The organism is Halobacillus salinus, from assembly GCF_004684905.1.
GTDB lineage: Bacteria > Bacillota > Bacilli > Bacillales > Halobacillaceae > Halobacillus > Halobacillus salinus.
This window is the reverse complement of sequence record NZ_SRJC01000007.1, coordinates 88259-109609: the sequence shown is the minus strand read 5'-3', so window position 1 is coordinate 109609 and position 21351 is coordinate 88259. Positions and strand designations below refer to the sequence as shown.

General features: G+C 45.5%; 21 protein-coding genes. 11 read left to right on the top strand and 10 right to left on the bottom strand.

Annotation, left to right across the window (positions count from 1 at the left end; genetic code table 11):
- Positions 1-64: 64 nt before the first annotated feature.
- The 7 genes from gyrA to dnaA form a co-directional block, all read right to left on the bottom strand.
- Positions 65-2605 (bottom strand): DNA gyrase subunit A, encoded by a 2541-nt coding sequence (gene gyrA, locus E4663_RS17580; RefSeq protein ID WP_135328594.1) that lies wholly within the window; start codon positions 2603-2605, stop codon positions 65-67.
- A 232-nt stretch (positions 2606-2837) separates the two neighbouring features.
- Positions 2838-4760: a DNA topoisomerase (ATP-hydrolyzing) subunit B gene (gene gyrB, locus E4663_RS17575; protein ID WP_135328621.1), complete on the bottom strand. Its 1923-nt coding sequence runs from the start codon at positions 4758-4760 to the stop codon at positions 2838-2840.
- A gap of 45 nt (positions 4761-4805) precedes the next feature.
- Complete coding sequence (remB, locus tag E4663_RS17570; RefSeq protein ID WP_079477480.1) at positions 4806-5090, bottom strand: extracellular matrix regulator RemB; 285 nt, start codon at positions 5088-5090, stop codon at positions 4806-4808.
- A gap of 9 nt (positions 5091-5099) precedes the next feature.
- On the bottom strand, positions 5100-6218 hold the full coding sequence (recF, locus tag E4663_RS17565; protein WP_079477481.1) for a DNA replication/repair protein RecF: 1119 nt from the start codon (positions 6216-6218) through the stop codon (positions 5100-5102).
- A gap of 17 nt (positions 6219-6235) precedes the next feature.
- Positions 6236-6457, bottom strand: coding sequence for a S4 domain-containing protein YaaA (gene yaaA / locus E4663_RS17560; RefSeq protein ID WP_079477482.1), 222 nt, complete (start codon positions 6455-6457; stop codon positions 6236-6238).
- Between the two features lie 249 nt (positions 6458-6706).
- Positions 6707-7846 carry a DNA polymerase III subunit beta gene (gene dnaN / locus E4663_RS17555; protein WP_079477483.1) on the bottom strand — a complete coding sequence of 380 codons (1140 nt, stop codon included), beginning with the start codon at positions 7844-7846 and terminating at the stop codon, positions 6707-6709.
- 174 nt (positions 7847-8020) lie between these two features.
- Entirely contained in the window at positions 8021-9373 is a 1353-nt protein-coding gene (dnaA, locus tag E4663_RS17550; RefSeq protein WP_135328620.1) for a chromosomal replication initiator protein DnaA, read from the bottom strand.
- A 654-nt stretch (positions 9374-10027) separates the two neighbouring features.
- Between dnaA and rpmH the strand changes: the two genes are divergently transcribed.
- From rpmH to E4663_RS17505, 9 genes are all read left to right on the top strand, one after another.
- Positions 10028-10162 (top strand): 50S ribosomal protein L34, encoded by a 135-nt coding sequence (gene rpmH / locus E4663_RS17545; RefSeq protein WP_079477485.1) that lies wholly within the window; start codon positions 10028-10030, stop codon positions 10160-10162.
- A gap of 17 nt (positions 10163-10179) precedes the next feature.
- A complete protein-coding gene (locus E4663_RS17540) occupies positions 10180-10365 on the top strand; it encodes a hypothetical protein (protein ID WP_135328593.1) in 186 nt (61 codons plus the stop codon).
- 68 nt (positions 10366-10433) lie between these two features.
- Positions 10434-10781, top strand: a complete 348-nt coding sequence (gene rnpA / locus E4663_RS17535) for a ribonuclease P protein component (RefSeq protein ID WP_079477486.1) — start codon at positions 10434-10436, stop codon at positions 10779-10781.
- An 84-nt stretch (positions 10782-10865) separates the two neighbouring features.
- Complete coding sequence (gene spoIIIJ, locus E4663_RS17530) at positions 10866-11624, top strand: YidC family membrane integrase SpoIIIJ (RefSeq protein ID WP_079477487.1); 759 nt, start codon at positions 10866-10868, stop codon at positions 11622-11624.
- Positions 11624-12241, top strand: coding sequence for an RNA-binding cell elongation regulator Jag/EloR (gene jag / locus E4663_RS17525; protein ID WP_135328592.1), 618 nt, complete (start codon positions 11624-11626; stop codon positions 12239-12241). Before spoIIIJ ends, jag begins: the two co-directional genes overlap by 1 nt.
- Before the next feature lie 267 nt (positions 12242-12508).
- Entirely contained in the window at positions 12509-13885 is a 1377-nt protein-coding gene (mnmE, locus tag E4663_RS17520) for a tRNA uridine-5-carboxymethylaminomethyl(34) synthesis GTPase MnmE (protein ID WP_135328591.1), read from the top strand.
- A 24-nt stretch (positions 13886-13909) separates the two neighbouring features.
- Positions 13910-15799 carry a tRNA uridine-5-carboxymethylaminomethyl(34) synthesis enzyme MnmG gene (gene mnmG / locus E4663_RS17515; protein WP_079477491.1) on the top strand — a complete coding sequence of 630 codons (1890 nt, stop codon included), beginning with the start codon at positions 13910-13912 and terminating at the stop codon, positions 15797-15799.
- 17 nt (positions 15800-15816) lie between these two features.
- Positions 15817-16533: a 16S rRNA (guanine(527)-N(7))-methyltransferase RsmG gene (gene rsmG / locus E4663_RS17510; protein ID WP_079477492.1), complete on the top strand. Its 717-nt coding sequence runs from the start codon at positions 15817-15819 to the stop codon at positions 16531-16533.
- A 164-nt stretch (positions 16534-16697) separates the two neighbouring features.
- Entirely contained in the window at positions 16698-17417 is a 720-nt protein-coding gene (locus tag E4663_RS17505; RefSeq protein ID WP_135328590.1) for an alpha/beta family hydrolase, read from the top strand.
- A gap of 388 nt (positions 17418-17805) precedes the next feature.
- Here the strand turns inward: E4663_RS17505 and E4663_RS17500 are convergent, their stop codons facing one another.
- Entirely contained in the window at positions 17806-18417 is a 612-nt protein-coding gene (locus E4663_RS17500) for an acetate uptake transporter (protein WP_079477494.1), read from the bottom strand.
- An 88-nt stretch (positions 18418-18505) separates the two neighbouring features.
- Here E4663_RS17500 and E4663_RS17495 point away from each other — a divergent pair, with 88 nt between their 5' ends.
- Entirely contained in the window at positions 18506-18994 is a 489-nt protein-coding gene (locus tag E4663_RS17495) for a metallophosphoesterase family protein (RefSeq protein WP_135328589.1), read from the top strand.
- A gap of 28 nt (positions 18995-19022) precedes the next feature.
- On the opposite strand, the gene nei is transcribed toward E4663_RS17495, so the two are convergent.
- On the bottom strand, positions 19023-19844 hold the full coding sequence (gene nei / locus E4663_RS17490; protein WP_135328588.1) for an endonuclease VIII: 822 nt from the start codon (positions 19842-19844) through the stop codon (positions 19023-19025).
- Positions 19845-19908: 64 nt separating this feature from the next.
- Positions 19909-20778, bottom strand: coding sequence for an SDR family oxidoreductase (locus E4663_RS17485; protein ID WP_135328587.1), 870 nt, complete (start codon positions 20776-20778; stop codon positions 19909-19911).
- A 91-nt stretch (positions 20779-20869) separates the two neighbouring features.
- Here E4663_RS17485 and E4663_RS17480 point away from each other — a divergent pair, with 91 nt between their 5' ends.
- Positions 20870-21331: a GNAT family N-acetyltransferase gene (locus E4663_RS17480; RefSeq protein WP_135328586.1), complete on the top strand. Its 462-nt coding sequence runs from the start codon at positions 20870-20872 to the stop codon at positions 21329-21331.
- Positions 21332-21351 lie beyond the last annotated feature (20 nt).

The following is a 21351-nucleotide window of genomic DNA, read 5'->3' as shown; positions in this document are numbered from 1 at the left end:
CCACCTATCATTTGATAAAAAAAGCCGCCTGCCGTGTGAATTCGACAGGCGACGATGGTCATACTTATGATTCTTCGTCAGGTGTTTCTTTTTCTTCTGTAGGTTCATTCGTAGGTGCATTCTCAAGATCAGCTTGTTCTTCTGCTTGTTTTGCAAGTTCCTCTTCTTCTTTTTCCGACTCGACACGAGCAACCGTCGCCACTTCTTCTCCATCGCCTAAGCGAATCAAGCGGACACCTTGCGTGTTTCGTCCGGTCTCAGAGATGGTATCCATCGGCATACGGATAAGGACACCGCTCTCTGTAATGATCATAATATCTTCTTCCCCGTTGATGGCTTTGGTCGCAACAACTTTACCGTTCTTATCGGTAAGGTTACATGTAATGATCCCTTTACCACCACGGTTGGTGATACGGTATTCACTAGCTGGTGTACGCTTACCATAACCTTTGGAAGTAACGGTAAGGACCTGCAGACTATCCTCAAGGATTTCCATAGATACGACACGGTCGTCATCTCTTAGGGAAATACCTTTGACGCCGGCAGCTGTACGCCCCATCGTGCGGATTTGATCTTCGTTGAAACGGATCAAGTAGCCATTCTCGGTTCCGATCATGACATCTTTCGAGCCATCCGTCATGCGAACGGAAATGAGTTCATCATCTTCACGGAGTCCAAGCGCAATCAATCCACCTCGGCGGATGTTTGCGAATTGGGAAAGCGTCGTACGCTTCGTAATACCATTACGAGTGGTGAAGACAAGGTACCAATCATCTACGAAATCTTCGACAGAAATCACAGCATTGATCCACTCATCACGCTCAATGTTCAGCATGTTGATAATCGGAATCCCTTTCGCTGTTCGGCTGAACTCAGGTACTTCATACCCTTTTGCCTTGTACACTTTTCCTTTGTTGGAGAAGAACAACAAGGTATTGTGGGTTGAAGTCGAGAGTAAGTGCTCCACAAAGTCTTCTTCATGGGTACCCATCCCCTGAACACCACGTCCGCCTCTTCGCTGGGAACGGTACGTATTAGCCGGCAGGCGTTTTACATAGCCTTGGTGTGTCAGCGTTACAATCACTGTTTCTTCTGGTATGAGATCTTCGTCTTCAATGAAGTCTGTTCCGCCAAGTACGATTTCCGTACGACGTTCATCATTATAGCGTTCTTTCACATCGAGAAGTTCTTCACGGATGATCTCCAATACTTTCTCATCGTCCGCTAAAATGGCCTTCAATTCAGCGATAAGACTCATAATCTCTTGATATTCGTTTTCGATTTTTTCGCGTTCTAGACCAGTTAACCGCTGTAAACGCATATCGAGGATAGCTTGGGCCTGCTTCTCAGACAGTCCGAAGCGTTCCATCAACCCTGTACGGGCGATATCTGTCGTTTGGGATTCACGGATGAGCTTGATCACTTCGTCCAAGTGATCTAGAGCTACACGCAATCCTTCTAGGATGTGAGCACGTGCTTCTGCTTTGTTCAACTCATACTGGGTACGACGACGAATAACTTCTTTTTGGTGCTCCAAGTAATACTCAAGGCACTGTTTAAGGTTCAATACTTTCGGATGGCCGTTGACCAGTGCCAGCATATTGATACCGAATGTAGACTGTAAGGCCGTCATTTTGTATAGGTTGTTCAGCAGTACATTCGGATTGACGTCTTTACGAAGTTCGATCACGACACGGAGTCCATTACGGTCGGATTCGTCACGCAAGTCCGTAATTCCATCTATCTTCTTGTCACGGGCAAGCTCGGCGATTTTCTCCACTAGTCGTGCTTTGTTCACTTGGTAAGGCAGTTCTGTCACAATCAAGCGGGCCTTCCCATTCGCCTGCTCTTCGATCTCGACATCAGCACGAACCGTAATCGATCCTTTCCCCGTTTCATAAGCTTTGCGAATGCCGCTTAGCCCGAGGATTTTACCGGCAGTCGGGAAATCGGGTCCTTGGATATAGTTCTCCATCAACTCTTGAATCGTGATTTCTGGATCCTTACTGATGGCAAGAACAGCATCAATGACCTCCCCTAGTTGGTGAGGCGGAATATTCGTTGCCATTCCGACAGCGATTCCGGAACCACCATTAACAAGTAAGTTCGGGAATTTAGCTGGCAGGACAAGTGGTTCGCGTTCTGTACCGTCATAGTTATCATCATAATCAATTGTGTCTTTGTTTATATCTTTCAGGATTTCCATCGAAATCTTGGACATACGAGCTTCGGTATAACGCATCGCAGCGGCAGCGTCACCGTCTACTGAACCGAAGTTACCGTGTCCATCGACGAGCATATAGCGATAGTTGAAATCCTGTGCCATACGCACCATCGTATCGTAAACAGCTGAGTCACCGTGCGGGTGATACTTACCGATTACTTCCCCTACGATACGCGCTGATTTCTTATAGGCTTTATCTGCATGCATTCCCAAATCATGCATCGCATAAAGAATTCGGCGGTGTACGGGCTTTAAGCCATCACGTACATCCGGAAGAGCGCGGGCGACGATAACACTCATCGCATAATCTAGAAACGATGTCCGCATCTCATCGCTTATATTGACTTCCTGTACGCGGGGGCGTTCTGGTTGATCCACCATTCTCGTTACCTCCTAAAAGCAAAGGCGCAAGCGCCCTGTAAGACACGACACGCATAAGCAAAACGGCCGGAGGGAGAATGTCCTTCTCTCCCGCAGGACGGATTTTACGTTAGCGAGTGTCTGGGCGCTGGAGCCGGACGTGGCGTGACCAGCTACCAAGTGCTACCTCTGAATTTTTATACTTTTAGCTTCAAAGCTCAGAATAGCTTCTCCACTTTATTCATCTAAAACTTTAGACGTCCAAGTTCTGGACGTACTGGGCATTTTCTTGAATGAAGTTACGACGAGGCTCGACTTTGTCTCCCATCAGGATATCGAACGTTTCATCGGCCGTGATCGCATCTTGAAGGCTTACTTGCAAGAGCGTTCTCGTCTCTGGGTCCATCGTCGTTTCCCATAGCTGCTCCGGATTCATCTCTCCAAGACCCTTATAGCGCTGTACGCCTGGCTTTGGTGCGTTCGGAAGCTCTGCCATGATCTTATCTAATTGCTTATCGCTATAAGTGTAGTAAATCGCTTTACCTTGCTGTACTTTGTATAGCGGTGGCTGGGCGATGTAAATATAGCCATGTTCCAGTAACGGTCTCATGTAACGGTAGAAGAAGGTCAACAGCAGCGTTCTGATGTGTGCACCGTCTACATCCGCATCCGTCATGATGACGATTTTGTGATAGCGTGCTTTAGAAATATCGAAATCTTCGCCGATACCGGTACCGAGCGCTGTGATGATCGTACGAACCTCGTTGTTGGAGAGGATTTTATCGAGACGCGCTTTTTCCACGTTGATGATTTTACCTCTTAACGGCAGAATCGCTTGGAAGTGACGGTCTCGCCCTTGCTTCGCCGATCCGCCGGCAGAGTCACCCTCCACGATATAAAGTTCCGAAACCTTAGCGTCTTTGGAAGAGCAATCCGCGAGTTTACCTGGAAGGTTGGAGACTTCAAGTGCACTCTTACGTCGAGTCAGTTCACGTGCTTTCTTGGCAGCCATTCTCGCACGAGAGGCCATCAAGCCCTTCTCTACGATGTTCTTGGCCATGGATGGATTCTCGAACAAGAATTTAGAGAAGCCTTCTGAGAACAAGGCGTCTGTGACCGTTCTCGCTTCACTATTACCAAGCTTCGTCTTCGTCTGTCCTTCGAACTGAGGGTCCGGGTGCTTGATTGAGATAATGGCTGTCAGACCTTCACGCACATCGTCTCCCGTCAAGTTAGGGTCCGTCTCTTTGAACATATTGTTCTTTCTCGCATAATCGTTGATGACACGTGTTAAGCCCGTTTTGAAGCCGGACTCGTGTGTGCCTCCCTCATATGTGTGAATATTATTGGCATACGAGTATATATTACTAGCAAAGCCGTCATTGTACTGCAGAGCGATCTCAATCGAAATCTCATCCTGCTCGTCTTCCACAAAGAAAGGTTCGTGTAACGCTTCACGCGTGCGGTTCATATGCTCCACGTAAGATACAATTCCGCCCTCGTAATAATACTCGACAGCTTCTTCTTCGGTACGTTTATCATCCACCGTAATTGTCAATCCTCTATTCAGGAAAGCAAGCTCACGAAGACGGTTCGCCAATGTTTCGAATTTGTATTCTTCCGTCTCAGTGAAAATCTCAGGATCCGGCTTGAATTGAATGCGGGTACCGGTAATATCGGTTTCTCCGATCACCTTCAAGTCTTCATCAGGTACACCACGACTGAATGACTGGTAATAAATATTTCCGTTGAGATGGACGAACACCTCAAGCTTTGTCGATAGGGCGTTTACGACAGACGCACCTACCCCGTGGAGACCTCCTGATACTTTATAGCCACCGCCGCCGAACTTACCGCCGGCGTGCAATACGGTCATAATCGTTTCAACCGCCGGGCGACCAGTCTTCTCTTGGATCCCAACCGGAATACCACGACCGTTATCGGTTACAGTGATACTGTTGTCCTCTTCGATACTGACTTGAATATGATCGCAAAAACCGGCCATCGCTTCATCGATACTGTTATCGACGATTTCCCATACGAGGTGGTGAAGTCCTTTCTCGTTAGTAGACCCGATATACATACCAGGACGTTTTCTAACGGCTTCAAGTCCTTCAAGCACCTGTATTTGACTTTCATCATAGGATTGCTGCTCTCCAATAATTTCCTCTTTCATGGTACTCACCTACATTTCTCAAGTGGTTTGACACGGAACCTGTCTCTATTCCTCAGTTTCTTCTGAGAAATCTTCTAATTTATTTAAAGTCGTCATCATATTGGCTCGTTTTTTCAAAGTGAAAACAGATAGCGGACTGAAATAAATGACGTCTTGGGTAATGACAATCGATTTCGCCTCATGGTCCTCCGTTTCCACTACACGTCTGTTCTTGCGTTGATTGAAAAGCATTTCTTCGATGATCGAAGACGAACCTACCAGGCTATGATCGATGATCGCTACGACGTCTTTGGATTGAATGACATGATCGTCACCAATGTGAATGAACAATGGAACCCCTCATTTCTGTACTTCTATCGTTCCTTCTTTGACGTGAAAAATCTCTGCTTCTTCAAGCGCTTCGTGTTCGATGCCATCAATGCTGGTCGTCGAAACGAACGTCTGCACTTTACCTTGAATGGTGTGCAGGAGATGAGACTGTCTGAAATCGTCGAGCTCACTCAGAACATCATCCAGTAAAAGAATCGGATATTCGCCTACCTCACTATGAATCAGCTCAATTTCCGCAAGTTTCAAAGATAAAGCCGTCGTGCGCTGCTGTCCTTGAGATCCGTATGTCTGAACGTCTTTTCCGTTCACATAGAAAATCAAATCATCCCGGTGAGGACCAGCAAGCGTCGTTCCTCGTTCTACTTCTTTCGACTCAATGCTTTCGAACTTTTCCTGATACGTACTCTTTATTGTTTCCAAATTCATAGTTTCTGATACTTTCACACTAGCATCATAAGCTATTTCCAACTTTTCAAGCTTCCGGCTGATGCCTTCGTGAATCGGAGTTGCCCACTCACGAAGCAGTTGGAGAAATCGAAAACGGCGTTCGATGATCGTTGCCGCGTGCTCGATCAATTGATCCGTCAGGACCCTGAGCATCGTCAAGTCGGATTCCCGTCTCCTCTGAAGCTCTTTCAGTAAATGATTTCGTTGACGCAAAATCTTTTGATACTGCCCCAAATGATAAATATATGTCGGTTGAATTTGGCCGATTTCCATGTCAATAAACCGACGACGCACCTGAGGACTCCCTTTGACTAAGTTCAGGTCCTCAGGTGCAAACATCACAACATTTAAAGCACCTATATAATCACTTAGGCGCTTCTGCTCAATATGATTTAATTTCGCTTTCTTGCCTTTATTCGAAAGAATGATTTCAAGCGGAAAGCGTCGATTCCGTTTAAATATAGTCCCTTTTATTTTACCATACTCCGCGTCCCATTGTATCAGTTCTTTGTCACGGGGCGTTCGATGTGACCTCGTGAACGCTAGGACGTAGATCGCCTCCATCAAATTGGTTTTTCCCTGGGCGTTTTCACCAATAATGACGTTGATCGTGTGATCGAAACTCAGCGAAAGCTGATCATAATTCCGATACGACCGGAGGGTTAAGTCTTGTATGTGCATAGGCGGAGAAAGTCAGCCTATTCTTCCCGCACCACTTCAAAGGTGCCGAATTCTTCGATTTCCACCGTATCTCCCAGGTACAGTTTTCGCCCGCGGCGTTGTTCTAATTCACCATTTACAAATACATCGAACTCCTCTAGAAAGACTTTCACCATACCACCGGATTCCACGATGTTGGCTAATTTAAGAAAAGATTTAAGAGGGATGTATTCTGTTGAGATTTCTATACGTTCGCTCATTTATTATTCACCCTATTTCATGAATTCACCTTCTTCTATTTTACTAAAGATGAAGGTGTAAGAAAAGCCTGCTACATTACTGGGAAAGATTTTTGTTGTCCACATGTGGATAACTGAAAAAGGACAACTTCCTTTTGGTCACTAGACCAAATACTAAAGGGGCTTGAGAACAAGAAAAGGTACGGTTATGACGATTCATAACCGTACCTTTTTTATGATGGCTGTTTATATTAAATTCATGTACGAGATTTAGTACGTACGAACTGGAAGGATCAGCTGAAGGATTTGATCATTGTCGACCGGACGAATCAGGAATGGACGCATGGCTCCCGTGAATTCGACCTTCACTTGATCATGGTCGACTGCTTTCAGAGCATCCATCATATACTTCGCACTGAAAGAAATCTTCAAATCTTCTCCGTCTACCTCATTAGCTAGAACTTCTTCTACCACATTACCGACTTCCGGAGAGTTACCAGTGATTTCTAAGTGATTGTTTTCTTTCGTCATCAAACGAACCACATTGTTACGGTTTTCTTTCGCTAGTAGCGAAGCACGATCGACGGAGTTCAGTAGCTCTTTTCCATCGATAGTGACAACCGTTTTACTTTGCTCAGGAATTAAGCGAGACGTTTCCGGATAGTTTCCATCCAGCAAGCGGGATAGGAAATACAAGTGTTTCGTACGGAAGAGAACTTGGTTTTCCGTCACACTGATTTCAATCGTCTCTTCGGAGTCCCCTAAGATTTTGTTTAGTTCGGTCAAGCTTTTTCCTGGAATAACAACAGCTGGGACGTTCTTTCCTTCAGGTTGATCTAAAGGAATTTTACGTGATGCCAGACGGTGACTGTCGGTTGCGATGAACTCTAATTGTCCGTCTTCCATTTTGACGTGAACTCCTGTAAGAATCGGGCGTGTTTCAGAAGTAGATACGGCAAATACCGTTTGGCGGATCAGGTTTTTCAGTAGATCAATAGGCAGTTCAAAGCTATCTTCCGTTTGCAGCTGCGGAAGGTGCGGATATTCTTCTGGGTCTTGGCCGTTCAGGTGGAATTCCGCGTTTCCTGAGCGAATGGTTACGTTACGGTTATTATCACTTTCTATTTCTACTGTTTTCTGAGGAAGTTTCTTAACGATGTCAGGGAAATATTTCGCCTGAAGCACAATACTTCCAGGTTCAATATGATCGATATAGACAATACCGTCTTCTTCTTTAGGAATAAAGGATTCAATCGAAATGTCAGAATCACTACCCGTTAATTTAATACCTTCCTCTGTCGCTTCAATTTTCATTCCGGTCAAAATAGGAATCGTCGTTCTAGACGAGATAGCTTTCATGACATGTTGGACGCTATCAATCAATTGATCGCGTTGAATCACAAATTTCATAATGAATAATCCTCCTACTGATCATATATTAATTATTTTTTTATATAAAACCCGTAATAGTAATAGTATGGGCTGTGGATTTGTGGATAAAAGGGTTTAAGACTATAAAGACAAGGTTGTCCACATGTGGATAGGCTGTTGACGAATGTGCAATCGTTATTCACATTATCCACGTTAGTGAGATTTCAATTGTTCACGAATATCATCGATTTCCCGTTGCAGTTGCTGATCAGCATCAATCATTTTTGAGATTTTCTCATGAGCGTGTATGACAGTCGTATGATCTCTACCACCGAATTCTTCACCGATCTTAGGCAGGGAGAAGTCTGTAAGTTCCCTAGATAGATACATGGCAATCTGACGTGGGAACGCAACGGACTTTGTTCGTTTCTTCGCTGGGAAGTCTTCGAGTCGAATATTATATTTCTCTCCAACCATTTCTTGAATGGCTTCAATGGTAATCACTCTCGGCTTGGAACTTGGAATGATATCTTTTAACGCTTCCGCTGCCAAGGAGGCATTGATATCACGGTTGATCAACGAAGAATAAGCGACAACGCGAATGAGAGCTCCTTCTAATTCACGGATGTTCGTGTCGATTTGATTTGCAATATAAAGCATGACTTCGTTTGGAATATCGAGTCCTTCTGCTTTGGCTTTCTTACGAAGAATCGCGATACGCGTCTCCAAATCTGGTGGCGTGATATCAGTGATCAAGCCCCACTCGAACCTCGAACGCAGCCGGTCTTCCAGTGTCGGGATCTCTTTAGGCGGACGGTCACTAGAGATCACGATTTGTTTGGATTCTTCGTGCAGCGTATTGAACGTATGGAAGAATTCTTCTTGTGTCTGTTCTTTACCAGCTAAGAATTGAATATCATCAATAAGAAGTACGTCCACGCTACGGTATTTGTTGCGGAAGTTGACGGCCTTGTTATCACGTATGGAGTTAATGAACTCGTTTGTGAATTTTTCCGATGACAAATAAACCACTTTCGCATTCGGATTATGGTCTAATACATAATGGCCAATGGCATGCATTAAGTGGGTCTTCCCTAACCCAACGCCCCCGTAAATGAACAGAGGGTTATAAGCTTTAGCTGGTGCTTCCGCGACAGCGAGCGATGCTGCGTGAGCGAAGCGGTTGCCAGAGCCGATGACAAAGGTATCGAACGTGTACTTAGAGTTCAACATGCTTTGTGGTGACTCTTCATTTCCGTTGTTTTTCACATCGGGTACTTTCTTTGGAAGCTTTACATCATCAAGTGTCTCATCTTTCGTTTCAGGGATGATGAACCTTGCGGCTAGTTCAGCTCCCGTCACTTCATAAAGGGTCTCGGTGATCAACCCTTCGTATTGATTTTCAAGCCAATCTCTAGCGAATTCATTTGGAGCGACGATCGTCAATGTGTTTTCGCTAAGAGAGTCAGCTTTGGTAGCTTTCAACCACGTTTCGAAACTTGGCTTACTAATTTTCTCCTTGATCTTCTCCAAGGTGTTACTCCAAAGTTCATGGATGTTCTCCAAATTTTTCACCCCTTTCTCTATCATTGGAAAACAAAAAAACCTTTCGTTCTCTTTTTCGAACGTAACAAAAGGATCGAAAGGTCGTTTTTAACATGTTGTATAAATATGAGGCCCCTATACCGTTACTAGAAATGTGGACGTTTAAAGACTGTAAATATCAGCGTTTGAAGCAGTTATTTTCATTGTCCACAATCTTGTGCATAATAGAATAAACAATCCTGTTAACAAATGTCCACACGTTATCCACAATCTGTGGAAAAGATTTTATTGGGTTTGAATGTCGTTCACGGTTAAACACAAATATAATACCAGATAAAAACTTGAGTTGCAACGGATCTCTTTAACTTATCCACAATCATAACACGTTGTAGACAGTTTCTATCCACAGTACTAGATTTTGTGATTATCTTGTCGATATTTGTTGTGGACAGTCGTTTTGGGGGTTGAAAGTTATTCACAGCACTTGTTAATGTGCGAAAAAGAGGATGCGTGTTGTAGTACAGAAACTGTTATATAACGGTGATCTTCTCTTAAAGAGGTTTCAAGAAGAAAGTCAAAAACACGTTGACAGATAGTAGGATTGTTTATTATAATTGTCGGGACTGCCTTTTAGATGTATGTTTTTTGAAATATTCCGCAGGAGGTGTATATAGAATGAAACGCACATTTCAACCAAATAACCGTAAACGCAAAAAAGTACACGGCTTCCGTTCTCGTATGAGCACTGCGAATGGACGTAAAGTTCTTCAACGTCGTCGTCGCAAAGGAAGAAAAGTTTTATCAGCATAGGCCACTGAAAACAATCAGTGGTCTTTTTTCTAGGTATAGAAACAAGGATCGAAGCGGCCTTGAGTCGCTCTCCGAAAGCTCAAGTGTTCCAAGCGCTCGTTTGGGATGCTTGTGCTTTCGTCATTATCTGGGGATTTATAGGGGCAGCCGCTAGGGTTGCGTCCGGCTCGCGTCCAGATTCTTTCATAAGTATTTCCCACTAAGGAATCACGTATGAGTTTCGTTTAACGGACGATTTTTTTCTGAGCCTTGGTCAATAGGAGGATCTTTCATGAAGAAAGCGTATCGCATCAAGAAAAATGAAGAATTCCAAAAGATTTTCAAACACGGTGAGTCGTTTGCGAACCGTCAATTGGTTGTTTATTTTATGAAGAAATCCGATCAGACGCATTTTCGCATCGGTTTATCCGTCAGTAAGAAAATCGGCAATGCTGTTATGCGGAATCAAGTGAAACGCTATCTGCGACAAGCTTTTCTTGAAATGGAAGAGGATATCCGCCCAGGTTATGACCTTGTCATCATTGCTAGAAAGCCCACCAACCAAATGAATTTCCACGAAATTAAACGTAGCCTGACCCATGTCTTAAAAAGGTCCCGGCTTTTCCAAAAGAAAAAATAGATTTTTTATGAAAAACAATGCTACACTGTTGAATGAAAACGTAGTCAACGGGTTATAGGTAGATTTAGTAAGGAGGAAGGAACGTTGCGGAATAAAATAATTGCACTGCTTGCTATGGCAGGTGTGCTTACGTTCCTATCCGGGTGTACTCAAGTTAACCAGGAAATCACCTCGGATAGTACAGGCTTCTGGAATGAATATATTGTTTTTCCATTATCTAAAACGTTGCTTTTCTTCGCTGATTTGACTGGAGGGAGCTACGGACTTGCGATCATTCTAGTAACGATCATCATCCGTGTTCTTCTGTTACCATTGAACGTCAAGCAGCTGAAGAGCTCTAAAGCGATGCAGGATATTCAACCAGAATTGAAAGAATTACGCGAAAAGTATTCGTCTAAAGACGCTCAAACACAACAGAAACTTCAACAAGAAACGATGCAGTTGTTCCAAAAGAACGGTGTCAACCCGCTCGCAGGGTGTCTACCGATCGTCGTCCAAATGCCGATCTTGATCGGATTCTATCACGCAATTATGCGGACAACTGAAATTCAGACGCACGACTTCTTGTGGTTACAACTTGGAACATCTGATCCATTTCTAGCTATTCTTACAGCAGCTACGACATTCCTACAACAGAAATTGATGATGGCAGGCGGAGCTGCTCAGCAGAACCCGCAAATGCAGATGATGCTTTACATCATGCCGCTTATGATCGGTACATTTGCCTTCTTCTTCCCGTCCGCACTTGCGTTGTACTGGATCGTAGGTAACCTTGTAATGATTCTTCAAACCATCTTTATTCGTAAGCCAATGATGAATAAAGAAGCAGGAGGAGAAAACTAGTGAAACAAATTACTGCTACAGGAACGACGATGGACGAGGCAATTGAATCAGCATTGAAGCAATTACAGACATCGAAAGATCAAGTCGACGTTCATGTTATTGACGAAGGGAAAAAAGGATTTCTTGGCTTTGGATCGAAACCAGCCATTGTACAAGTATCCATTAGAAAAAACCCCGTGCAGGATGCCGAGTCTTTCATTCAGGATGTAGCAGCGCAGATGGGGGCACCTGTCACAATTAAAACCGATGTAAAAGACCGCGATATCATGATGGATCTTGAAAGTGATAAAGTCGCGATGCTTATCGGAAAAAGAGGACAAACGCTCAACTCCTTGCAATATTTGGCTCAACTAGTTATCAATCGAGAGTCGAACCAGTTCTATACGGTCATGATCGATGCGGAAGGCTACCGTGGACGCCGTCGTGAAACGCTCGAGAGCTTAGCTGAACGCCTGGCGGACAAAGCGATCCGTACAGGAAAAGACGTAAGAATCGAGCCGATGCCTTCTTATGAACGCAAGATCATTCACTCCGTATTGCAAAATAATCGTGAAGTAGAGACGTATTCGGATGGAAAGGAACCACGTCGTTTCGTGGTCATCCGTCCGAGCAGGTAAAATAAGTACTTCCGTCTGTCTAAGGCGGGAGTATTTTTTTGTTCTATTATTATTTGAGAAAGCTTGAATCACCATGGCTAGGAGAGAAGAATGGGTTGAAGAGTTATGCACATGTGGATAACCCGAACATGTTTTTGGAAGATCCGTTCATGTGGATAGCTTTTCAAAACACCAGGGTGTGTGGTATTCTAAGTTGTTAGTGAATATAAAAACAAAGAAGTCTGTGGATAATAGAGAAATGACAAAAGGAAACGGAGGTGAGCGCGTGTGGAAACTGATACAATAACCGCCATATCGACCCCGATGGGGGAAGGAGCGATTGCGATTGTACGACTCAGCGGTCCAGAAGCAGTCTCAATTGCTGCAAAGCTATTTCGAGGCAAGGACTTGAATGAAGTCGACTCCCACACGATGCACTACGGAAAAATCATCGATCCTGAAACAGGAGACTTGGCGGAAGAGGTTATGGTTTCCGTCATGCGAGCACCTAAGACGTTCACTAGGGAAGATATAGTAGAAATAAACTGTCACGGAGGACTCGTTTCCGTAAACCGCCTGCTCGAAATTGTCCTAGCAAGCGGAGCACGCCTGGCTGAACCGGGAGAATTTACGAAACGTGCCTTCATGAACGGTCGAATCGACTTATCTCAAGCAGAGGCGGTCATGGATTTGATCCGTGCCAAGACCGACCGTGCGATGGACGTTGCCTTGAAGCAAATGGATGGGCGCTTGTCGAAGCTGATCCAGGAATTGAGGCAGAAGCTGCTCGAGACGCTCGCTCACGTCGAGGTGAATATCGACTACCCAGAGTATGACGATGTCGAAGAGATGTCTCATGAAATGATGGAGCAGAAAACGAAAGAAGTACACGAAGAGGTAACGAAGATCCTCGAAACAGCACGCCAAGGGAAAATTTTGCGTGAAGGGTTGGGTACGGCCATCATCGGTCGTCCGAACGTCGGAAAATCATCCTTGATGAATGCGCTCGTTCATGAGAATAAAGCGATTGTCACGGAAGTGCCCGGAACGACGCGTGACGTGATTGAAGAGTATGTGAACGTCCGCGGCGTGCCGCTCTGCCTAATTGATACGGCAGGTATTCGCGAAACAGAAGATATTGTCGAGCGGATCGGTGTCGAGCGCTCCAGACAAGTTCTGAAAGAAGCGGATCTTATCCTATTCGTGTTGAACTACGGAGAAGAACTGACCGAAGAAGATGAAAAACTGTTTGAAGCGGTCTCAGACTTGAACGTGATTACGATCGTGAACAAGACAGACCTTGATCCTAAGCTAGACATCGACCGTGTGAAAGAACTTGCTGGAGAGAATCCAGTGGTTACAACGGCACTAATCCGCGAAGAAGGTATCGACCAGTTAGAAAATGCGATCGCCAACACGTTCTTCGAAGGAGACTTGGACGCAGGCGACATGACGTATGTGTCCAACGTTCGTCACGTGCAGCTCTTGAAACAAGCGAAGCAGGCACTCGAAGATGCCCAAGAAGGCATGGAAATGGGTGTGCCGCTTGATGTTGTCCAAATCGACGTCACCCGTACATGGGAGATACTCGGTGAAATCGTCGGGGATACGGTGAACGAAAGCTTGATTGACCAATTGTTCTCGCAGTTCTGTTTAGGAAAATAATCAATAAAAGGAGAGTCATCCAACATGACATATGATGCAGGGCATTATGACGTAATTGTAATTGGTGCCGGTCATGCAGGGGTAGAAGCAGGGCTAGCTGCGGCGCGACGTGGAGCGAAGACATTGATGCTGTCTCTAAACCTCGACCTTGTCGCCTTCATGCCATGTAACCCGTCAATCGGTGGACCAGCAAAAGGAATTGTTGTACGCGAAATCGATGCATTAGGCGGCGCGATGGGTAAAGTCATCGATAAAACGCATATTCAAATGCGTCTTTTAAATACGAGAAAAGGTCCCGCTGTACGAGCGCTTCGTGCGCAGGCGGACAAGCCTCTATATATTAAAGAAATGAAGCGCGTTCTTGAGAGTCAGGATAACTTGACGCTGAAGCAAGGCATGGTAGAAAAAGTCCTTGTCGAAGATGATCAGGTGAAAGGGGTAGTAACCGAAACAAAAGCGGCTTTCTACGCACCGAACGTAATTGTTACAACTGGTACGTTCATGCGCGGAAAAGTGCTGATCGGTGATCTTTCCTACGAGAGTGGACCGAACAACCAGCGTTCTACTGTTTCGTTATCGGAACAGCTTGAAGAAATGGGTATTGAAATGGTCCGCTTCAAGACCGGTACTCCGATGCGTGTTAACAGCAAGACCATCGACTACTCGAAGACGGAAATTCAGCCAGGAGAAGAAGAGCCACGCTCTTTCTCTTATGAAACGACCGAATTCATTATGGATCAAATTCCGTGCTGGTTGACGTACACGAATGAAACGACGCACAAAGTCATCGACGACAACCTAGGATTGTCCGCAATGTACTCAGGTGCCGTCAAAGGGACAGGGCCGCGTTACTGCCCATCCATCGAGGATAAAATCGTCCGTTTCAACGATAAGCCTCGTCACCAGATTTTCCTTGAACCAGAAGGTCGTGACACAGAAGAGGTATATGTACAAGGACTTTCCACGTCACTTCCTGAGTATGTACAAAATGAAATGATGCGTACCGTACCAGGTCTTGAAAATGCAGAGATTATGCGTGCCGGTTATGCCATCGAATACGATTCCGTCGTACCAACACAGCTATGGCCGACACTTGAGACGAAGCAGATCTCCGGTCTCTTTACAGCAGGTCAGCTGAACGGAACGTCAGGGTATGAAGAAGCGGCTGGACAAGGACTGATGGCTGGTATTAACGCAGCAGCAAAAGCTCTTGATCTGGATCCACTTGTACTAGACCGTTCCCAAGGGTACATCGGCGTCATGATCGATGACTTGGTCACAAAAGGGACAAGCGAGCCGTATCGTCTGCTCACTTCCCGTGCTGAATTCCGCTTGATGCTACGTCATGACAACGCGGATATGCGTCTTCTTGAAATCGGCTATGAGCACGGTCTGATTCCAGAAGAACGTTACCAACGTTTCTTAGAGAAAAAGCGTAAAATCGAAGTCGAGAAGAAGCGATTGGATAAACAGATTTTGAAAGCGACTGATGAAGTTCAGACAGTCATCGAAGAAGCTGGCGGTTCTAAGCTCAAAGATGCGATTTCAGCAATCGATCTATTGAAGCGCCCTGAGATGAAGTACGAACACATCGAGCGTTTGACGCCGAGTGAGGAATCTCTGACTGCTGATGAAAAAGAGCAAGTCGAAATCCAAGTGAAATACGCAGGCTATATCAAGAAAGCCTTAGAGCAAATCGATCGAATGAAGAAAATGGACTCGAAGAAAATTCCAGAAAACATCGATTACGATGCAATCAACGGCCTTGCAACAGAAGCGCGTGACCGTCTGAAGAAAGTCCGCCCACTATCTGTCGGCCAAGCTTCCCGCGTGTCTGGCGTAAACCCAGCGGACGTTTCCATCTTGCTTGTTTATATTGAACAAGGCAACATCGCCCGCGTTTCCGGGGAGTAAACCAAAGGGAGGAAGCTATGGATACGAATACGTTTTTGAATGCTTTGAAAGAACAAGGCATCGAACTAAATGAAAAACAACAAAATCAATTCAAGCGGTACTTTGAGATTCTTGTGGAATGGAACGAAAAGATGAATCTGACGGCAATCACCGACCAGGAAGGCGTTTATTTGAAGCACTTCTATGATTCGCTGACAGCCGCATTTCATCACGATTTCACCAAGGAACTCAGAATCTGTGACGTCGGAGCGGGAGCCGGGTTCCCTAGTCTGCCGCTCAAAATCGCATTTCCTCAGCTGAAAGTGACCATCGTCGATTCCTTGAAGAAGCGGATTACGTTCTTGAATCACTTAGCCCATGAACTCGAGCTGGATGACGTGGCGTTTTACCACGACCGTGCTGAGAATTTCGGGAAAAATGCCAAATTCCGCGAAGGGTTCGATCTCGTCATGGCCCGTGCGGTAGCTCGCATGAGCGTATTGAGCGAGTTATGTTTGCCGCTCACGGCAAAAGGCGGCCACTTTATGGCGATGAAAGGTCCGAACTTAGTCGATGAAATGGAAGATGCGAAAATAGCCATCCAAACAGTCGGCGGGGAAGTACAGGACGTATTTACGTTCCACTTGCCTGAAGAAGATAGTGAACGCAACATTGCCATTATTGAGAAGCGGAGAAAAACACCGAAGAAATACCCGCGTAAAGCTGGTACTCCCAACAAACAGCCGATTGAATAAACGAAAAAGCGACTCTCACCGAGAGTCGCTTTTTTGTTTTGAAGAGGAATCCGGTTCGGTTTGAAAAGACATAGGACGAGGACATTTAAAGCCTCTGTTGAAGGACAAGTGAATACCATCTGACACACGGATGGAGTATGATAGAAGCATGAGGAGGGGCTGTGATGAAACGATTTCTTAAATTCGCATTTTTTATTTTACTAGGATTGTTGATTATAGCAGGAATCGGATTCTATGTATGGAGTCAGCAGACCTATGCTGCATCAAGCAATATAGAAGAGTGGATCGGAGAAGTGGATACGGATGACGGCTGGGTGGTGTTTGAGCCCGACGGAGAGCCGGAGGGGGGAGTTGTACTTTATCCTGGCGCCAAAGTAGAACCAGAAGCATACAGCTATATTGCAGAACAGCTCTCGGAAGCTGGTTATGTCGCAGGTGTTCCAAATGTCCGCCTGAATCTTGCCCTTTTGAATGCCAATAAAGCGCAAGAATTAGTCGACCGCTATCCGGACATTGAAGAATGGTACGTCGGGGGTCACTCACTTGGAGGCGTGGCCGCTGCTACCTTTGCGCGTGAAAAGAATGCGGATGGAGTCATATTCCTAGCTTCCTATCCGACAGAAGGAAGTAGCTTCGCAGGTACTGATACGCCCGTTCTATCGATTTATGCAGAGCAAGATGGCTTAAGTACGCCGGCTAAGATTGAAGAGACGAAAGCCTATCTCTCTGATGAAGCGGAACTACACGAAATTGAAGGTGGAAACCATGCTCAGTTCGGTGTGTACGGGGAGCAAAAAGGCGATAATCAAGCGGATATTTCGGTGAAAGAACAGCAGGATGAAATCGTAGAAGTGATCACGGACTGGCTGGAAGCACAAAAATAAGACCGATTCGCTGTAAGAATCGGTCTCAGGTTGTTAAATAAAGGGTAGAGTTTGGTTTTGTTATAGATATTGTTTTCCAGCCCACTTTGCATTAAACGTGCGAACAAAACCATGCACAATTGAGTGGAAATCCTATTAAGTGTGGTTTTAGCCCGCTATTCTTGAACAGGGAGCACAAGAGGTTCATACTTATTTTAAAAAGGTGTTGGAGAAACGGGAAGACTCCTGCAGGATCAAAGTACAGCGTGAGACCCCGCAGAGACCAAAGGGAGCGAGGAGGCTCACCGGACGCCTGCGGAAAGCGGACCGTTTCTTCAACACCGTTTTTCTACACTTAGAAGAACCGAAGGCTTTCTAGACACTCTGTAAGAATCAGTCTCACTCTTACTTATTTGAACACACCGAACGGCTGACCGACCGGTAGTGTGACTTTTCCGAAGTGAGTATTCAGTACACTAGCAGCAGATCCATAGAAGCTGAGTAGCGCAATACCGAACTCCGCTACAGCGGCGACCGTATGCATCGCTTCTGGCATGAACCCTAGAGTGGATAAAGATAATCCTATGAATAAGAAATCAATAAGAACGAAAATAAAGAATAAGACTTTGTGCGTTTCCATGGCTCCGATCGTCATGAACACACTGAAAATCAAATAACCGATATAAGCAATACCAAGCTGGTTCGGATCAACTGCTTGAGCTGCTGCTTCACCGAAAACACCGAACTCGATCAACCAAGAAGTGCCGACGCCGAGCCAGAATAAACCGAACGCGCCGAAAGCGGTCGTGCCGAACGTATTATTGTGTTTCGCATCGAGCATACTTGCGATCAGCTGCGCAATTCCTCCTAAGAAAATCGCCCACGGCAGGATAAAGGATACTCCGTCTGTAAAGCCGAGCTTAGCTGATGAGGCGACCAGCGTGACCATTGCCAGGCCGAATAAACCGATAGCAGATGGATCAGCTGTAACCATCTGTACCTTCTGTTGTTGTTGATTCATGTTGCATTCCTCCTAACACATACTTGACTACTGTACAGAAGAAAAGAAAGTTATGCAATGAAAAGTTAAGGAAAGGGTGGTATCCCAGGTGAAAATCGTCGTATTATCTGACACTCACATGCCGAAGAAAGCGAAACAGCTGCCGGATCGCCTGATAGAAGAACTGCCTTCAGCAGACCTTATCATCCACGCCGGAGACTGGCAGACACCTGATCTATATGAAGAATTGAGAGCATATGCTCCTGTAAAAGGGGTTTATGGAAACGTAGATGGAGAAGACATCCAAGCAATCTTCCCATTCAAGCAAATTATTGAAGCAGAAGGGAAGCGGATCGGCCTCGTACATGGTCACGGAGAGAAGAAGACGACTGAAAAAAGGGTGGTGGAGGCTTTCGGAGAGGAAGAACTCGATCTGATTATTTTCGGGCATTCGCATTTACCTCTCCTTAGATTCGTTAAGAAAACGATGTTGTTCAACCCTGGTTCTGTGACGGACAAGCGTAGATCACCTAACTACTCATTTGGCATTCTGACCATCGACACAAATATCCGGGCTGAGCATATCTTTTTCACGTGAAAAAGCCAGAAGGACAAGTCCTCCTGGCTCACTTTGATTGGCAGGTCGGGCAGTAATAACAACGTCTCGACCCCGCTTGTATTTTCACAATTTCGGTGCCGTCGATTCGACACGCCTTGCCTTCTCTGTTAAACACCCAGTGACGATAATCCCTCCGCTTCGCCCCTTCTGCTTTCAGCTTTTCGGCAAGTTCGAGGTCGTTGGTGATCCCTTTATGCTGATATGACTGCCACATCAAGTGAATACTCGCCTGTGCAGCTTTATCGAGCTGTTCCGCTGTGCAGTCCATCGGTCTTAGGTCAGGATGGATGCCAGCGACAAATAGGATTTCACTACGCAAATAGTTGCCGATCCCTCCGATAAAGGCTTGATCCAGCAAAAGAGAAGTCCACTTCCTACGATAAAAGCGTTTGTCTTGAAAACGTTCGACCAACTGATCCTTTGTCACCTCTTCACTCAAAATGTCCGGCCCCACTTTTGAGATGAACGGATGGTCTTCGACTTCTTCGTCTCTTAACACTTCAATATCCGAGGCACTGTACAAAAGCGCGGATTTCTTTTCATTATGAATCGCGAAGCGTAGTTGTCGGTTCGTCTTCGGATAATTGTAGGCATTGCGCGTGTACCATTTTCCGTACAACTGGTTGTGCGAATAAACGGTATAACCGTTATCGAAGCGGGTGAGCATTGCTTTTCCTTTTGTATCGATACGGAGAATGTGTCGTCCTTTCAGCACTTCTTCATAATCTTGAAGGTGCTCAAAAGCAAAGAATACATCCAACACTTCCCGTCCGACCACGGCTTTCTCTACGTAATCTGCTGCTTTACGTATTTCTGGACCTTCTGGCATTGGTGAACGACTCCCTTCCTACTATCTATTGTAAAAGGGAGGAAGCGGTTTGCAACTGAGTTGCTTAGCTCGATGTGTAAGCTCCGCCGTTCACATGCAGAATTTGCCCCGTCATGTAAGAAGAGTCGTCTGATGCTAGTAACACGTAGCTTCCAACGTGCTCAACGGGCTGTCCAGGCCGTCCCATCGGCGTGTCAGCACCGAACTTCTCGACTTCTTCCGCCGGGAAGGTGGACGGAATGAGTGGGGTCCAAATCGGCCCAGGTGCTACGCCGTTGACGCGGATTCCTTTGGAGACCAGTTGTTTGGCAAGAGACCGTGTGAAGGCGACGACGGCTCCTTTTGTGGACGTGTAATCCACAAGCTTCTCATTTCCTACATATGGCGTAACGGATGCCGTGTTGATAATCGAGCTCCCTTTCTTCAAATGAGGCAGCGCCGCTTTCGTTAAATGGAACATGGAGAAAATATTCGTACGGAAGGTACGCTCCAATTGGTCAGCTGAGATGTTCAGAATATCGTTGGTCGGATGTTGTTCTGCTGCGTTATTGACGAGAATGTCCAACTGACCGAATGTATCGATGGTTTGTTGGATCAAGTTATGACAAAATGTCTCCTCCCCGACGTCACCTGGAAATAGTACGGCTTTACGTCCTTCCGCTTCAATGAGCTGCTTCGTTTTCTCTGCATCTTCGTGTTCATTTAAGTATCCGATGGCGATATCTGCGCCTTCTTTCGCAAAGCCGATCGCGACAGACTTTCCGATTCCGCTATCTCCACCCGTAATCAAAGCTACTTTCCCTTTCAGTTTATTTCCACTATGGTAATCGGTATCTGCATGCAGTGGCTGTGGGTTCATCCCACCTTCGACACCTGGCTGCTTGTTCTGGGTTTGGGCTGGTTGGCCGCCTAACTGTCTTTCAGATCTACTCATATTATTCATCTCTCCTTTTACAATATCGTTCCACATTCTCCGTGACACTACGCATCGAAGAGCGTATAGTGAGTAAAAAAGGAGAGGTACAATGATTACGGAAACAAAGGATGCCGCTGTGGTGGCAAAATTGAATCGGTTTGTGCATGATTTACACGTAGAATGGTATCCAGATATTTTTAAACCTTACAACTACGAATTGATTCACGAGATGATGCAAGAAAAAATGAAACAACCGGAACATATCTTCTTCCTGATTGAAGACGAAGACGAGCCAGTCGGGTTTGTGTGGGTGGAAGAGCGTCATCAGGAAGAGAATGATTTCAAGAAGTCCCACTCCTCGATGTATGTACACCAAATCAGTGTCGATACAACGAAACAGCAAAAAGGATACGGCCGTCAGCTGTTGAATAAAGTTGAAGAACAAGCTCTAGAGAAAGGGATTCATGAAGTGGAATTGGATTATTGGCTTGAGAATGAAGGAGCACAAACCTTTTATGAAAAACAAGGCTTTACTAAACAAAGAGAATTTGTCCGCAGACGATTGAAATAACCCTTCCCCAAGACTTTGAG

What these genes read in the sequence shown, in the direction of transcription:
- rpmH (WP_079477485.1), top strand. Translation starts at nt 10,028, where the DNA reads ATGAAACGCACATTTCAACCAAATAACCGTAAACGCAAAAAAGTACAC.
- nei (WP_135328588.1), bottom strand. Translation starts at nt 19,844, where the DNA reads ATGCCAGAAGGTCCAGAAATACGTAAAGCAGCAGATTACGTAGAGAAA.
- gyrB (WP_135328621.1), bottom strand. Translation starts at nt 4,760, where the DNA reads ATGAAAGAGGAAATTATTGGAGAGCAGCAATCCTATGATGAAAGTCAA.
- E4663_RS17505 (WP_135328590.1), top strand. Translation starts at nt 16,698, where the DNA reads ATGAAACGATTTCTTAAATTCGCATTTTTTATTTTACTAGGATTGTTG.
- recF (WP_079477481.1), bottom strand. Translation starts at nt 6,218, where the DNA reads ATGCACATACAAGACTTAACCCTCCGGTCGTATCGGAATTATGATCAG.
- E4663_RS17480 (WP_135328586.1), top strand. Translation starts at nt 20,870, where the DNA reads ATGATTACGGAAACAAAGGATGCCGCTGTGGTGGCAAAATTGAATCGG.
- gyrA (WP_135328594.1), bottom strand. Translation starts at nt 2,605, where the DNA reads ATGGTGGATCAACCAGAACGCCCCCGCGTACAGGAAGTCAATATAAGC.
- yaaA (WP_079477482.1), bottom strand. Translation starts at nt 6,457, where the DNA reads ATGAGCGAACGTATAGAAATCTCAACAGAATACATCCCTCTTAAATCT.
- rsmG (WP_079477492.1), top strand. Translation starts at nt 15,817, where the DNA reads ATGGATACGAATACGTTTTTGAATGCTTTGAAAGAACAAGGCATCGAA.
- E4663_RS17485 (WP_135328587.1), bottom strand. Translation starts at nt 20,778, where the DNA reads ATGAGTAGATCTGAAAGACAGTTAGGCGGCCAACCAGCCCAAACCCAG.
- mnmG (WP_079477491.1), top strand. Translation starts at nt 13,910, where the DNA reads ATGACATATGATGCAGGGCATTATGACGTAATTGTAATTGGTGCCGGT.
- rnpA (WP_079477486.1), top strand. Translation starts at nt 10,434, where the DNA reads ATGAAGAAAGCGTATCGCATCAAGAAAAATGAAGAATTCCAAAAGATT.
- E4663_RS17500 (WP_079477494.1), bottom strand. Translation starts at nt 18,417, where the DNA reads ATGAATCAACAACAACAGAAGGTACAGATGGTTACAGCTGATCCATCT.
- dnaN (WP_079477483.1), bottom strand. Translation starts at nt 7,846, where the DNA reads ATGAAATTTGTGATTCAACGCGATCAATTGATTGATAGCGTCCAACAT.